The organism is Flavobacterium aestuarii, from assembly GCF_040049115.1.
Classification (GTDB): domain Bacteria; phylum Bacteroidota; class Bacteroidia; order Flavobacteriales; family Flavobacteriaceae; genus Flavobacterium; species Flavobacterium aestuarii.
Genome location: NZ_JBDLZZ010000027.1, coordinates 20,900 through 36,406, shown reverse-complemented (window position 1 = coordinate 36,406; position 15,507 = coordinate 20,900). Strand labels below are relative to the sequence as shown.

At 35.3% G+C, this 15,507-nt stretch carries 13 protein-coding genes; 5 read left to right on the top strand and 8 right to left on the bottom strand.

Going from position 1 to position 15,507, the window contains the following annotated elements; translation table 11 throughout:
• Window positions 1–149: 149 nt before the first annotated feature.
• From ABEG11_RS18340 to ABEG11_RS18325, 4 genes are all read left to right on the top strand, one after another.
• Entirely contained in the window at window positions 150–401 is a 252-nt protein-coding gene (locus ABEG11_RS18340) for a type II toxin-antitoxin system ParD family antitoxin (protein WP_348825642.1), read from the top strand.
• Window positions 394–687, top strand: coding sequence for a type II toxin-antitoxin system RelE/ParE family toxin (locus ABEG11_RS18335; protein WP_348825641.1), 294 nt, complete (start codon window positions 394–396; stop codon window positions 685–687). Before ABEG11_RS18340 ends, ABEG11_RS18335 begins: the two co-directional genes overlap by 8 nt.
• A gap of 198 nt (window positions 688–885) precedes the next feature.
• Window positions 886–1,731 carry an alpha/beta fold hydrolase gene (locus ABEG11_RS18330; protein ID WP_348825640.1) on the top strand — a complete coding sequence of 282 codons (846 nt, stop codon included), beginning with the start codon at window positions 886–888 and terminating at the stop codon, window positions 1,729–1,731.
• A 293-nt stretch (window positions 1,732–2,024) separates the two neighbouring features.
• Window positions 2,025–2,588, top strand: coding sequence for a TetR/AcrR family transcriptional regulator (locus tag ABEG11_RS18325; RefSeq protein ID WP_348825639.1), 564 nt, complete (start codon window positions 2,025–2,027; stop codon window positions 2,586–2,588).
• Window positions 2,589–2,610: 22 nt separating this feature from the next.
• Here the strand turns inward: ABEG11_RS18325 and ABEG11_RS18320 are convergent, their stop codons facing one another.
• Window positions 2,611–3,867 (bottom strand): DcaP family trimeric outer membrane transporter, encoded by a 1,257-nt coding sequence (locus tag ABEG11_RS18320; protein ID WP_348825638.1) that lies wholly within the window; start codon window positions 3,865–3,867, stop codon window positions 2,611–2,613.
• Between the two features lie 387 nt (window positions 3,868–4,254).
• Window positions 4,255–5,241, bottom strand: coding sequence for an HU domain-containing protein (locus ABEG11_RS18315; RefSeq protein ID WP_348825637.1), 987 nt, complete (start codon window positions 5,239–5,241; stop codon window positions 4,255–4,257).
• Window positions 5,242–5,457: 216 nt separating this feature from the next.
• Here ABEG11_RS18315 and dprA point away from each other — a divergent pair, with 216 nt between their 5' ends.
• Complete coding sequence (dprA, locus tag ABEG11_RS18310; protein WP_348825636.1) at window positions 5,458–6,558, top strand: DNA-processing protein DprA; 1,101 nt, start codon at window positions 5,458–5,460, stop codon at window positions 6,556–6,558.
• Between the two features lie 71 nt (window positions 6,559–6,629).
• Here the strand turns inward: dprA and ABEG11_RS18305 are convergent, their stop codons facing one another.
• The 6 genes from ABEG11_RS18305 to ABEG11_RS18280 form a co-directional block, all read right to left on the bottom strand.
• Complete coding sequence (locus ABEG11_RS18305) at window positions 6,630–7,100, bottom strand: GyrI-like domain-containing protein (RefSeq protein ID WP_348825635.1); 471 nt, start codon at window positions 7,098–7,100, stop codon at window positions 6,630–6,632.
• Window positions 7,101–7,113: 13 nt separating this feature from the next.
• Window positions 7,114–7,962, bottom strand: a complete 849-nt coding sequence (locus ABEG11_RS18300; RefSeq protein WP_348825634.1) for a tetratricopeptide repeat protein — start codon at window positions 7,960–7,962, stop codon at window positions 7,114–7,116.
• 374 nt (window positions 7,963–8,336) lie between these two features.
• Window positions 8,337–9,173 carry a hypothetical protein gene (locus ABEG11_RS18295; RefSeq protein ID WP_348825633.1) on the bottom strand — a complete coding sequence of 279 codons (837 nt, stop codon included), beginning with the start codon at window positions 9,171–9,173 and terminating at the stop codon, window positions 8,337–8,339.
• A 13-nt stretch (window positions 9,174–9,186) separates the two neighbouring features.
• Window positions 9,187–12,105: an FAD-binding and (Fe-S)-binding domain-containing protein gene (locus ABEG11_RS18290; RefSeq protein ID WP_348825632.1), complete on the bottom strand. Its 2,919-nt coding sequence runs from the start codon at window positions 12,103–12,105 to the stop codon at window positions 9,187–9,189.
• Window positions 12,106–12,389: 284 nt separating this feature from the next.
• A complete protein-coding gene (gene serA / locus ABEG11_RS18285) occupies window positions 12,390–14,285 on the bottom strand; it encodes a phosphoglycerate dehydrogenase (RefSeq protein ID WP_348825631.1) in 1,896 nt (631 codons plus the stop codon).
• A gap of 369 nt (window positions 14,286–14,654) precedes the next feature.
• On the bottom strand, window positions 14,655–15,467 hold the full coding sequence (locus ABEG11_RS18280; protein WP_348825630.1) for a DUF1338 domain-containing protein: 813 nt from the start codon (window positions 15,465–15,467) through the stop codon (window positions 14,655–14,657).
• Window positions 15,468–15,507: the final 40 nt, after the last annotated feature.

Below are 15,507 nucleotides of genomic sequence, written 5' to 3'. Positions count from 1 at the left end.
AAATTCCTGTTTTAACAACAGTATTTTACTATATTTGTTTGCAATTAAAACGGAGGTTTTTTCACAGACTGACGTTATGGGAGATTCCAAAAAAAAATCGTAATAATTTGAAAAGTTACCATTTTTTGGTAACTTAGCTAAAAAAAATTATGGGACGAAATACTTCTATATCACTTGGTAATCATTTCGAAAGTTTTATCGAACACAGTGTAAATGATGGAAGATTCAATAACGCAAGTGAAGTTGTCAGAGCCGGTCTTCGCCTTTTAGAAGATGAGGAAAATAAAATTCTAGCTTTAAGAAAAGCGATCAATGATGGAATTGAAAGTGGACGTGCAGTAGATTTTGATGCTAAAAAATATCCTGACGTTTTAAAAGCAAGAAAAAAATCAAATGGCTAAATATTATTTTACAAACAAAGCTGTAGATGACTTAACTGAAATTTGGGATTATACAATCGAAACTTGGTCGGAAATGCAAGCCGAAAAGTATTATGATTTACTTTTGGCATCTTGTGATGATTTAGCAAATAATCCAGAACTTGGTAGAAACTATGATATAGTAACGAAAGGAATATTAGGTTTTAAATCAGGTGAACATATTATCTTCTACTCAATTATATCAAAGAACGAAATAGAAATCATAAGAATTCTTCATGGAATGATGGATTTAAAAAGCAGACTATAAGGAACCTCACATAACAGCTACAAAGGATTTGGGGATTGGGTTTAATGGAAAAATGGTCTTGTATTTGGGATGTTTAGGCAAATCCGAAAATAAGGCTTAATTTAACTCCAAACCCCTATAGTAGCAACAAATTAGTGGCTATTGGCTCGCAGAATTAAACAAATCAATTAACTAGCAACTTGAATTATTTACTCAAAATTGTATGGACAAAGTGAAAATCCAGCAATTGTTTTTATTCACGGTGGACCAAGTGGAAACTCGACACTTTTTGAAGGAACAACAGCAGATAAATTAGCAGAAAAAGGATTTTATGTAATTGTATACGACAGACGAGGGGAAGGTCGTTCAATTGACAAAACAGCAATGTTTACTTTTGATGAGGCTATTATAGATCTAAACCAAATTTTCGAGAAGTATAAAATCAAAAGTGCAAATCTAATTGCACATAGTTTTGGAGGTTTAGTTGGAACACTTTTTACTGAACAAAATCCTGAAAAAGTAAAATCTTTAATTCTTGCAGGAGCATTGTTTTCCCAGCAAGAAACTTATTATAGTATTTTAAAAACAACTAAAAATATTTATAAAGACAGAAATGATTCTTTGATGTTTTCTAAAATTTCAGAAGTTGAAAATTTGAATAAAAACTCTGCAGAATACCGAAAGAAATGTTATGAAATTGCAAACATGGCTAATTATTTTAAAATGCCATTTCCAACAATTGAAGCTAATAAACTACGGGAAGTTTATGAATTAAGTGAATTTGGCAAAAACAATATTAGAAATGACAAAGCTCCAATATTATTTTACAAAAACGAGAGCATAAATAATATTAACACAAAACCCATTTTGAGAAAGTTAAAAAAACATGTGCCTTTATTTGCAATTTATGGACAACAAGACAAGATTTTTTCAGACAAACAATTAAGCGATTTGAAGAAAATAGTTAATAAACAAAACTTCAAAATCATTGACAATTGTTCTCATTATCTATTTGTTGACCAGCAAAAGGAATTTATTAGCACAATTGAAAAGTGGGTAAAATAAAAACATCTGTCACACTTGGCTGTTAATGTAAAAAGGTTCTTTCATTTGGAAAGACGTGGTAAATCCGAAAAACTAAATTTGTTTAATAATAAAACCTTTTCAGCTGTACTGCCCAGCTTTCGTTTAGTAAACATCCATAGTGAGTTTTACATTCTGCATAAGTTTTTTTTAAATTCCTGACAGGAACGTTTTCTTAAATCATAAAAAGTTGTACAGTATCTTGCAGATTTTTTTTGCAATTTCTTTTAGATTAAAAAAAGATTCATATATTTACGACTGATTAGTCAGTAAACATGAATAAAGATGAATTAATTATTGCCACAGCCCTTAAACTCTTTGTAGATAACGGCTTTCATGGCACTGCTACAAGCAGGATTGCCACCGAAGCGGGTGTGGCTAACGGAACACTTTTTAATTATTTTCCAACCAAGGAAATACTCATAGTCAGCATATATAATAGTGTGATACAAAAAATGGATGATTATATAATAGCCGGTATTACATCACATTCTGTTTCTAAAGAGTCTTTCCGTGCCTTATTTATTGCCACTTTGCACTGGAATCTGCAAAACAGTATAGAATTCCGTTACATACAGCAGTATAACAATTCGCCTTATCCGAAATCAGCAGTTTCGAAAACATTCAGCCTCGAAGAACATCCGCTATATGTTTTGATTAAAAACGGAATTGATTTAGTTCTTTTAAAACCAATGCCTATAGGTTTTCTTTTTTCTTTATTTACGGCTCAAGTAAACGGATTGTATTATTATCTGGTATCGCATAGCCTGAATCAGGCTGAATCATCTGATTTAATTGATGAAACTTTTGAGATGCTTTGGAAAATGATTAAAGATTAGAACCCCCATTAAACACAGCAAATTAATGAGTTTTATAAAATGTACTGCTAAATGAATACCGTACCGAGAATTGAATCTTAACATCTTCTCCTGTATTTCCTTTAGCAGCTGGCAGATCGAAAACTGGATCTCCTGCAAAATCATTGTTTTTGCGCTTTCCCCATTGCAATTCCGGTCCTAAAACCAAATTATCGATTGGAGAATACAATAAATTGATGCTGGAATACTGGCCTGTTTTATAAGCGGTAGATAACTGGGCATCGGTTGTGGTATTGTCCATGATAGAATATCCCACAGCGGTACTTAACTTTGAATTCCAGTTTATATCAAAGTATGAGGCAAGAGCAATAACAGGTATGGCTTCACCATCAATAGGCGTAAGGGGATTGCCGTATTGTCTTTGCGTTCCTACATCAGCATCAGCATCATTCATATAGTTTTGAATTCCAGCTCCTTTAGTAAATGCTCCTCTAAAAATTATGTTCTTTGTAATCTGCAGTTTAGTACTTAATGTTAATCCCCATCCAGTTGTGCTTCCGTGTATGTCATACGCATCGATATTATTGTCCTCCCATCGGATGCTGCGCACAATTCCCGCCAGTTCCAGATATCCCCAGGAACCCATATACCGGTATTCGGCACTTAGGTCTGGTACCGCAAACCTGAAAGCGACATCGTCCAGCACTGATGCATAAACAAAACCTTCTCCATATTCGCCCTTATCACCTGTAGCACCAGGACGCTCTAATGCTATTGTCAATGTTTGTTTTTCTGTCGATATTGGAGTATATCGAATTTGGATATTACGGGTAAAGACTGCACCATTTGGTCCCATAAACTCTACCAGATTGGGATAAACTTCCATATCTGCAAAAACGCTGTTGGTCTGGCCCACAATAAACTTTCCGAATTTTACATACGCATGGCGCAAATGAAATGCTGTCGCTCCTGCATCTTTGCCAGAACCAAATAAATCAAATTCGAAAACCGTTTTTATACTTCCTAATGATGTATCAAAATAATTCTTAAAGCTTAAAGCAGATTGTCTAACCCCAAAAAACATATTTCCTTGATTCTGAAATTCATTGCCCTCACTATCTAGCAATTTTGATGGTCTCATGGTATCAAACCATTCTGGATCCATTTTTCCAAAATCATAACCACTGTCCATTATTACATGACCAGTGATTTCCATGGTTTTCTGGGATTCGCTACTTTGCGCGCTGAGATTTGAGGAAATTAACAGAAAGGATAGAGTCGAATAAATTGCTTTTTTCATATTTTTTTAAATAATTAAATAACAGATGAAAAATTATTTCAGGATAATAAAAGCAGTGCAGCCACAAAGTTTAAGACTTTGACTACCAAATTTAAGTTTTTTTTTATAACTGTTTTGATTCCAGAGTTTTAATTTTTTATCAGAAGTAGAAATTAAAATTCTAAAAATTGGGGTTTTACAATGATATTACAATTTATTCCCGCAGCTGTTTCTATTGTGTTTTTATTGGATTTAACGCATTAATTCAGCGAAGATGTATTTCTTTGTATTTATTTAAAAAAGCTTTAAAAAAAGCATTAATTCACAAATTGAAAAACAAAAAATCACGAATAAAACCAGTGAAATTGGTTGTATTCGTGATTTAAGAGGATAAAGAGATTCTCTTTGCTACAAGGATTGGATTAAAATCCAGGCTTCGGGATTATCTGTTTGTATGATTTCGTTTTTTTCATTTTCTGCTTCTGCAAAAGTGTTGTAACTGCCATACAATACAGGATAAAGCCCATTTTTATTGATACCCAGAACTCTGGCATCATAACCTTTGGCAATTAATTCTCTGTATCTTTTTTGGGCATTTGCCTCACTTCTAAAAGCTCCAGCCATAATATGATATGGAAGTTTGGCATTTTCTTTCTTTTCAGATTTTAATGAAAGAGTTACAGCTGGTATTGGAGTCTGTATAAAAAAAGTGGCTTGCTGTATTTTGCTCTGAACCTTTTTTTGCACCAATGTCTCCACCAGCATAGTTTCAGAAGCAATCTGATTTTGATACAAAGGATACCCAACGGATCCGGCAACAGCTAAGCCTATTACAAATACAGCAGCATATTTTAGATACGGGTTTGTTTTTCTGGCTTCGGCAGTTTCAGGGATGAAATTGAAAACCGGTTTTTCTTCCTCAACAACAGCTTTTTGAAATTCAAGTAGTGGCTCAGGTTTCTGGATTTCGATTTCTCTTTTTACGGCTGGCGAAACAAAAGATGTCAATCCAAAAGATTTTGCATAAAAATTGGTCTGCTCGCCTGGTGTGAAAAGAATATTATTTTCAGCATTCAAACTAATGGTTCCAACATTTTTGATCAATAAACTGCGATTTTCCTGCAATGTTTTTTTCCAGTTCAAAACCTCAAACTCGATAGCACTTACTGCATAATCATAAGATGTTTTTTCGGCCTGGGCAATATGATTGGCCAATAAGCCATCATTGTTTTTTATATGTGAATTAAAGGAAATAGTCTTTTTGGGCGGAAAAAATGAATGTGAGTTTTCTAACAGTTGTGCTGATTGGATTTCGGCCAGAAAAGCTCCAAAACCAGGAACGGTTACACATTGGTAACGGTATAAAAGCTGCGCGATGTAAAGTTCTATTTTCATGTTAACAAAGTTATGCAACGGTAATAGTTATCAAAATTTTATTCACAATTTTTATTAACAATTTGCATGTTGCACACTACGAGTTGTTTATGATTTTTTAGTGTTTAAAATAGTTTTAGAATCTAAAGGCTTTTTTAGGCTTCTTTTTACAAATATGTATCATTTTGAACTTATATGTTAATTCTTTTTCAAATATTTATCGTATAATTGTAAGATATGTCAGAACAAAATTTAATTTACTTATTGGCTTTGCTGCGCGTAGAAGGCGTAGGAGATATTATGGCCAAAAAACTGCTGGCACATTTTGGGTCTGCCCAAGATGTATTGAATGCCAAACCGCAAGAGCTTGCCGCTATTGATGGGGTAGGAACGGTTCTGCTGAAGAAATTTAAAGATAAAAGTGTTTTTGAAAAAGCTAAGGCTGAATATGATTTTATACTGAAGAATAATATCAAGGTTCTTTATTTTCAAGATGATGATTATCCAGATCGGTTAAAACATTGTATTGACGGCCCAGTTTTATTATTCTGTGCTGGAAATATTCGCTTGGAGAATAGAAAAATAATAAGCATTGTAGGTACTAGGCAGATTACATCCTACGGAACCGAATTCTGCAGAAAGCTAATCGAGGATCTGGCACCTCTGGATCCCATAATTGTGAGTGGTTTTGCATACGGAGTTGACATTGTGGCTCATCAGTTAGCAATGGATCATGGTTTGCAGACCATTGGAGTTGTAGCACATGGCCTGAATCAGATTTATCCAAAACCCCACAAAAAATATGTCGCCAAAATGGAACAGAACGGTGGTTTCCTTACCGAATTCTGGAGTAATTCCAATCCTGATAAAGAAAATTTTGTGCGCAGAAACCGTATCGTGGCAGGAATCAGTGAAGCAACCATTGTAATTGAATCTGCAGATAAGGGTGGTTCGCTTATTACTGCAAATATGGCTAATGATTATAATCGGGATGTTTTTGCCGTTCCGGGACGCACTACTGATAAATTCAGCCAGGGTTGCAATAATTTAATTAAAACCCAAAAGGCAAGTGTCTTGACAGGAGCTTCCGATTTAATTTACAACCTGAATTGGGATATTCAAAAAGAAACCAAGCCTGTTCAAAAACAGTTATTTGTCACCCTCGATGATGATGAACAAAAGGTATATGATTATCTTTTACAGACAGGCAAGGAACTGATGGATATAATTGCCCTGAATTGTGATTTTCCTATTTACAGAATTTCGGGTCTGCTGCTCAATATGGAATTGAAGGGTGTGATAAGGCCTTTGCCTGGGAAAATGTTTGAGGCAGTTTGATTTTCACTTGATTTTCAACGCAAAATCCGTAATTCTTTATGAATCTTTGGGCTGCAGGATTTTGCTGCCAGCTATCTTATTGGTATCCAGATTTCTTCTTCAGATGCTGGGTCATTATTTTTGTATTTTTCTCCCAAAATTTCGAAATGAGGCCTATTGTCTAGGCTATAGCCCGAATCTGGAATCCATTCCCTGTAAATATAGCGATAAATGGAATCGTCAGTATTCAGTCCTTTATAGTCGAAAACGGCATACAGTCCTCCAGCCAGAATAAATGTTTCCATTTCGGACGGAATATTTTCATGGCTTGATACTTCGACGGCTGCCCATTTTTCGAATTCATTTTTTGGACTGAAATTTAAAAAATGAGCTGGACTATAAATAGTCATTGAAATTAAATCATTGGATAGGCTGCTGCTGATCTCTTTTCGCCTTGGCATAAAAGCTTTCCAGAGTTCGCCTGGTTTATAGTCTGCAAAACTCATGACAAGCCGCTTTCCAATTAATTTTTTTTCAGTTGTGGTTATTATTCTTGGTGTCATTTTTATAATTAGGCTAGAGTCTGTTTTTTGAGATTTCAATTTTCATTTCTGCAATTATTTTTTTTATCTGCTCGTTCGTAGACATAACCTCTTCTGTTTCGGCTAACCATTTGTCGAAGTGCATCCAGTCATATTTGTAAAAATAGCCTTCTAAAATATAATATGCGTTTTCTGGAACATAAGTGGTGTCTGGACAGACTTTCAAAGAATTTCTGTAGCTGATGATGGCAGCCTCAAACTGCTGGCTTTTTGCCAATGCATAGATATATTCTTTATGAATAAATGCATCAGAAGGATTTACAGTTAATGCTTTTTTTAATACTTCAATCGCTTTTTTATATTGATTCAGGCGATTGTACGAATAGGCTAATTGGATATCCAGCCCTTTATATTCATTGTTGATTTTAGCTGCTTTTTCTAATAATTCCACCGCTTTTTGATATTTTCCCCAAGTATTATAGATAGATCCCCAGCGGTACAATTGTTCAATAGAGCCTTCTTTCATTTTATGAGAGCTTAGCCAATCAGGGATTTGGCTAATTTTTAATTGTTCATAATTAACTTCTGGTATAAGAGCAATTTGGATTTTGTTAGGATTTAAAGGAATTTTTATCGAAGAACCCAGTTCTTTTGGAAATGCTGTAATCTTTCCGGCATCGTTAATCTTAAGACTGCCGCTGTAGTCAAATGTAAGACCGGTTTCCGAATCTACATAAATGAAACCATATTTGTATATTCCGCCATATTCCTCAGGAAATACAACCCATTTATCTTCGCAATCGAGAATCGATTTATCAAATGTGAACTGCGCTGCTGATTTAATGCTGATCATTAAAAAGAATGAGAAAAGAAGGTTTTTCATTATGTGGATTGTGAAAGATTTTTAACTGCATCATGTTCTGCCAGCATCAAATTTAGTGAATAATTATTTTATTCTCTATTCTGATTTAGACGCAGTTGTTCAGCAAGTTTTTTTTTGGAGTATTATCTATTACTGCTACAAAGTCTTCTATTAATTTATTACAACTTGTTTTCTGTTAATGTTCTCCGAAATTCCTTTCGTTCATTGGTAATCATGCCAAACAGAAGTGTGTTTCTACCGCTTAACAACTTTGTATAATCATTGATTTCTTCATCTGGGATTCCTGCCGTATGATCGCAAAACCCATCGATTGTCGTGTTGACTGCTGGGATTATTTTTTTTCGTAGGTCTATATTTTTAAGTTAAATGATTGACTACATTTTAATTGCGTTTTTGGTTTCAACAAAAAATAAATTTTTATTCTTTAAATCTGTTGAATCTATGTCAAAAAAGATTAATTCTCCTTTTTTGGTATTTATATATAGTTTGTAGTTGTTTGATTTTGATAATTTTACTTTTATGCTTCCTTTTCGATCTGTGATTGTTTCAAGTATTATGTGACTTCTTTTTAAAGAAAATAAAGGCTGTCTATCGATTCTGATTTCAATAGAACTTTCGGATTGAGGTATTTTATATTTATCAAGCACCGTGATTTGGATTTGCGTTAAATTTTCATTTTCAAATTGGGCAGGATAAATTTCTTTTAGAAAAAATGAAAGAATAAAAAAAAATAATGCAGTAATGAAAACGATTAAATATAGATTTTTTATGCGAACTATTTTCCTGCTATTTTGAATTAGAAGTATCCATATTAAAATTGAAGAGAAAAAATAAATTAAAACTCCAAATCCCGCATTCCTATAGAATCCTAAATACCACGGTAAATAGACAAAGCATAAGCTAAAACTTGAAATAAAGAAACCTAAGATGATACTAAGAAAGAGACGCTCTTTAAAATTTTTTACTGCAAATAAAGTATTAATAATTCCGTAAACAATTACGATTGGAATATCTGCCCATCCAAGTACAAGTATTGATGTATATGTGACGGGTAGTATTATTATCAGATATACTGTTATTAAAATAAAGAAAAAATATAGTTTTTGTTTTAGTGTCATATTTTCAAAATTAAGAAAAATTTTACCACAATTTAGGCCAAAAAAAATTGCAGATGCTCCTAAAAACATCTGCAATCTAAAATCGTTATTCAAAAATTTGAAATCTTTATTTTAAAGCCTTATAAAGTATCTCAACAGGGTGAAATGCTGTTCGGCTGGTTCCGTCGCTAATTTGATGCCTGCAGCTCGTTCCTGAAGCCGAAATCAATGTCGCTTCTTCTTCGGAGCGGATGGTTGGGAATAAAACCAATTCTCCAACTTTCATCGAAATGTCATAATGCTCCTTTTCATAACCAAAAGAACCCGCCATACCGCAGCATCCGCTTGGGATATTGAGAACGGTATAATTTTTTGGCAACATCAGGATTTTTTTAAGCGGTACCAATGAAGACAAGGCTTTTTGGAAACAGTGCCCATGCATGCGGACTCTTTCGGTGTTTTCTTTAAAAGAATCGGATGTGATGCGCCCTTCGTCTAGCTCTTTGGCCAAGAATTCTTCGATAAGCATAGCTCTGTCTGAATGTTTCTTTGCTTTGTCTTTTAAATCACCACGGCATAAATCCGGATATTCATCACGGAACGATAAAATAGCCGATGGCTCAATTCCAACTAAAATGGACTTTGCCGGCATTTCTTTGGCGAAAGCCTGAGTATTTTTTTCGGCAATTTCGCGCGCTTCTTTCAACATTCCTTTTGAAAGGTAGGTTCTTCCGCTGTATCCGATGTGAGGAACAACAACTTCGTAACCCAAACGGTTAAACAGTTTCACCGCAGTCTGGCCAATCTCTACGTCATAGAAATTCATGAATTCGTCGTTGTACAGATATACTTTTCCATTGGTGAAATTCCCGGTTTGTTTGTAGTTTCTGAACCATTTGCCAAAAGTAACTTTGTACATTTGCGGCAACGATCTTTCGGTAGCAAAACCTGTTGCGCTTTTTACAATGTTTCCAATGAATCCTTTGGTTCCAAAATTATACAGCCAAGGCAATGAACCAAATAATTGATTGATTTTTGGAGTATTACCAATTAATTTAGAGCGGAATTTCACGCCGTTTTTATCATGGTATTGCTGTAAAGTTTCTGCTTTTAGCTTCGCCATATCCACATTCGAAGGACATTCGGATTTACATCCTTTACAGCTCAAACATAAATCAAGAACTTCAAGCAATGCTTCATCGTCAAATTTATTCTGTTTCGTCGAATTGGTGATGGTTTCTCTTAAAATGTTGGCTCTGGCACGGGTAGTGTGTTTTTCATCACGGGTTGCCATATAACTTGGGCACATTGTACCACCGCTTTTCTCGGTTTTTCTACAGTCTCCCGATCCGTTACACATTTCGGCAGCACGCACAAATCCGTTATGCTCCGAGAAATCAAAATAGGTTTCTGGCATTGGAGTATCCTGACCTGGAGTATATCTCAGGTTAGTGTCCATTGGAGGCGTATTTACCACTTTCCCCGGATTGAAAATTCCCCAAGGATCCCAAGTGTTTTTTACTTGGATAAACATTTGGTAGATTTCGTCACCCAACATCAGCGGAATAAATTCCCCGCGAAGTCTTCCGTCTCCGTGTTCACCGCTTAACGAACCTTTGTATTTTTTAACCAAATGGGCAATATCGGTAGCGATTGTTCTAAACAACGCCGTACCTTCTTTGGTTTTTAAATCAATTATCGGACGAAGATGCAATTCTCCTGTAGCGGCGTGGGCATAATGCACGCAGCTAAGGTTTCGCTCTCTAAGAACGGCATTGAAATCTTCGATAAAATCAGGTAAATCGTTTACGTCAACTGCAGTGTCTTCAATAACGGCAACCGCTTTGGCATCGCCCGGAATATTGGACAATAATCCCAAGCCCGCTTTTCTAAGATTCCAAACTTTATTGGTGTCTTCGCCCCAAACAATAGGGAAGTGGTAACCTAGATTTTTGGAGCGCATCAGCTCTTCCATTTCTTTGGCGGCTTCGATGATTTCCTCTTTAGAATCCCTTAAAAATTCAACAACCAAAATCGCTTGCGGATCGCCTTCAACAAAGAATCTGTTTTTGCTTTGCTCGATATTTTCTTTGGTACATTCCAGGATATAATGGTCGATCAGCTCAACACTGTCCGGGTTGAATTTCAAGGCTTCCAAGTTGGCTTTCAATGATTCGTTGATGCTATTGTGATGTACACAAACCAAACCGGCGAACGGTTTTAGCGCGTCAACCAAATTCAGTTTTATCGCTGTCGAAAAGAACAAAGTCCCTTCGGAACCGGCAATTAATTTACAGAAATTGAATTTTTCATCGGGATGGCCAAAAGGCTGGCTGTCGGCCAATAAATCCAAAGCATATCCTGTATTTCTTCTTGGAATGGTTTTCTTCGGATAATTTTCTTCAAATAAAGCTCTGTTTTCAGGCAAACCTAATAACTCTTTCGCTTGAACATAAATAGCCTGTTCCAATGGGCTTACTACATTTACTCCGTTGCATTTGTCTTCAAATTCGGCATTGGTAAGTGCTCCAAAAGTAACTTCATTTCCATCGGCCAAGAAACCTTTGATTTCAAGCAAATGTTCACGTGTCGAACCATAAATCACGGATCTTGCACCACAGGCATTGTTACCCACCATTCCGCCAATCATACAGCGGTTACTGGTCGAAGTCTCAGGGCCAAAGAATAATTTATAGGATTTTAAATGTAAGTTCAGCTCATCGCGAATCACTCCTGGCTCAACCCAAGCTGACTTTTCAACAGGGTCAACCGAAAGGATTTTGGTGAATTCCTGTGAAATATCAATCACGATTCCGTTCCCGACCACTTGTCCGGCAAGAGAAGTTCCGGCCGCACGCGGAATGACACTGCTTTTGTTTTCTCTTGCAAAAGCAATGATTTTTTGAATATCTTCTTTCGTTTTTGGAATGGCTACCGCCAACGGCATTTCTTTGTAAGCGCTTGCATCAGTGGCATAAAGTGTACGCATGGTTTTGTCGTACAGTAATTTTCCGGCTAATTGCTTTTCAAGACTTTCAAGGTTCATTTTATTTTAGATTTTAGATTTTTAGATTTTTAGACTAACGAAATCTGAAAAGCTTTTTTCAAATAGCTAACCAAAAATTAAAATCAAATGGATAATCTTTTTGTTTTTAACACCTTTGCGCCTTTGCGTCTTTGCGAGCTATTTTTCTCGCAGAGGCGCAAAGACGCAAAGTCTTTTATATTTTATATTAACGGTTGCTGATTTTGTCGTATTAAAATCAACAATCAAAAATCGTTACACGAGCCTAAAAGGCGAACTGACGAAGTAATCAGCAATCTGAAATCTTAATAAAGAATTCTATATCGAATAGTATTTGGAATCGCTTTTAATTTTTTCTCCAATTCTTTGTTGTGGAAATTATCAATATCTGTAATTACATAACCAAGAGTTTCGTTGGTTTTTAAATATTGCCCGAGAATATTGTTGTCATATTCTAAAAGAATGTTATTGATCTGAGCCAGAATTCCTTTCACATTTTCGTGAATATGCATAATTCTGTGAGCACTCTGCAATTCAGGAAGCTGTATTTCCGGAAGGTTTACACTTCCATAAGTGGTTCCAGTATTGATGTATTGGATAATTTTGTTTGCAACATAATGCCCGATATCTTCCTGTGCTTCTTCAGTACTTCCACCGATGTGCGGTGTCAATATTACATTTGGTAATCCTTGTAATTCTGAAACAAAGGGTTCATCGTTATTTTTTGGTTCATATGGGAAAACATCAACTGCAGCTCCGTGAATTTTACCATTTTTTAAGTTGGCAACCAATGCTTCGATATCTACAACATGCCCTCTTGAGAGGTTCAAAAAGATGACACCAGGCTTCATATATTCAAAAGCGGTGGCATCAATTAAATTTTTATTGCTCGCACGGCCATCTACGTGTAAAGAGACAACATCTGAAAGAGCCAATAATTCTTTTAATGATGAACATTTTTTAGCATTACCAAGTGCCAAACGATCTACAGCATCATAGAAATATACTTTCATACCTAATGCTTCGGCGATAATAGAAAGCTGTGATCCAATACTTCCGTATCCAACCAGACCTAATTTCTTCCCACGGATTTCAACACTGTTAGTAGCCGATTTGTCCCAAACACCTTGGTGCATCATTTTGCTTTTTTCGAAAGTGTTACGAACCAGCATAATGATTTGTCCCAAAGCCAATTCCACAACCGATCTGGTATTGCTGTACGGTGCATTGAAAACCGAAATCCCTTTCATGCTGCAGGCGTTCAAATCCACTTGGTTAGTTCCAATACAGAATGTCCCAACAGCGTGAAGTTTATTGGCATGTTCCAGAACTTTGGCCGTAAGGTTTGTTTTTGAACGGATTCCAAGAATGGAAACTCCTTTTATTTTTTCGATTAATTCGTCTTCATTCAAAGAACCTTTCATCGTTTCTACAGTATATCCTTCGTGTTCAAAAATGGTTACAGCGTCCTGGTGTATATTTTCTAACAATAAAACCTTGATTCTGTTTTTGGGATAAGAAACAGAAGCTTTGTACGATAGTTCATAAAGAATTTCATCCAGTGATGGTGCAATCTGGCTGGCTTTTTCAACAACAATTTTTCGGCTTACGTTTTCTGTAAAAGCAAAAAATTTCGATACAGCTCCTCCCTCAAGAGTTTCATAATCAGTATATCCATCGCCAATCATGATTGCTTCGCCTTGAAGGTTCAAGGATTTGATTTTCTTTACTTTTCCCTGGTTTTCACACAATTCGTCTTTCTCGTCAAAGCCGATTATTTTTCCGTCATGGTCAAATTTGAAAGTGTTGGCCAAAACGTGTTCGGGTTTAATCCCATATTCAGAAACGATTGGAATAATAATTTCTTTGAAACCATTCGAAATGATATAAATATTTTCGGAATGCTGTTTGAAAAATGTTCTGTTTCTGATTACCGAAGCAGTAACTTTCTTTTTTAATTCCTCGATTACAGTTCCAATATGGTCTCTATTGGCTTGTAATAACTGAATTCTTTTAGTTAAAGATTCTTTTAGCGAAAGCTTTCCTTCCATCCCAAGATCGGTTAATCTTTGGATTTCCTTTAATATTTGCTCTCCAGCTGCACTATCTTGGTAAATTACTTCGCATAATACATCTAGTGCTTCGACTTTCATAAAAGTACTGTCAAAATCGAATATAAATGTTTCCGGATTTTCTGTCATCTTTTTAGTGTTTTTCACAAATAGAAATTATTTGTCAATTTTTTGTGCAAAGATAACCTCTCGATTGTTAATGTGAAAATTTATTGGTATAATACTGGCCTGTTTAACGAGAATTGAAGTTATTGTTATAAATAATCTTTTTGAAGGTGTATTATTAAATTTAATCTTTGAAAAACAATTTTAAATTTTATTTTTTTTATTTTCGAAAGTGTTTTTTAAAGCAGGTTTTGAAAATTAAACATGATTTTTTTTAAAAATTCGAAGAAGTTTGTTGTAATTCAAGGTTAAAAAAAGCGGATTGGCGTTTTATTAGCTGCAGATTCACAGATTTTTTTAATTTTTTTTTAACCTGTGAATCTGCTGCGGATTTTATTTTTCTTTCAATTTCACGTCAGTGCTTTCAAAAATTTTATCGGCAGATGAAGCAACAAAGCCTTGGTACAAACAGCCGTTTGGCATCGCATAGCGCAAAGCAAATTCGTAGTAGCACGATGGAATTTCGAATGAACCTTCTTCAAAACTGACAGTATGCAAATCAGCCAAAGTGCTTGATTGCTCTAATAACTGTTCTGGAGTTCCTTTTATTTTTCCGCCAGATGCGTTTAATTTCCAGCCGTTCTGTTCCAAAAAGTCATTTAATTCCTCGAGTTTATCGAAGTTTTTCAGCGCATTTACATTAATGGTAAAATGATTAGCTCGGAAACCATATACATACATCCAGGCCGCATATTCGGATTCTTCCAGCAATGATTGATAAATTGTGTGAGAATTTGAATTCCAAATGGCTCCGCTCAGCACCAATTCTGGATTATTAAATTCGTTCTGGCCGCAATTGTCCAAAATTGTTTTTACGGTTTGCTGTAATTCTTCAGAACATTTTTCCAATTCCAGTTCAGATATAAAAATTCTTGGTGCACTGGTGTCGGTAGTGTGTTCGTAATGCTTTGCGAATAGTTTTTTGGACTCAAAAATATATTCGCCTCGAGCTTCGTATCCCAGAGCCAAGAAAGGTTTTTCTAAAACAGCAATATTGATGCGCGGGTCATTAAAAGTGCGGATCGCAATATGATCATTTTGAATTATTTCTCCTTTATCTTCTAATAATTTATGTATTTTTTTTGCTGATGGGGTGATCGCAGCATATTGTTCCCAAAGTTTCGTAAGCAATTGATTTTTGTCCATTTTTTGTCTATGTTTTCTGTTGTTATTATGACTCAAAACT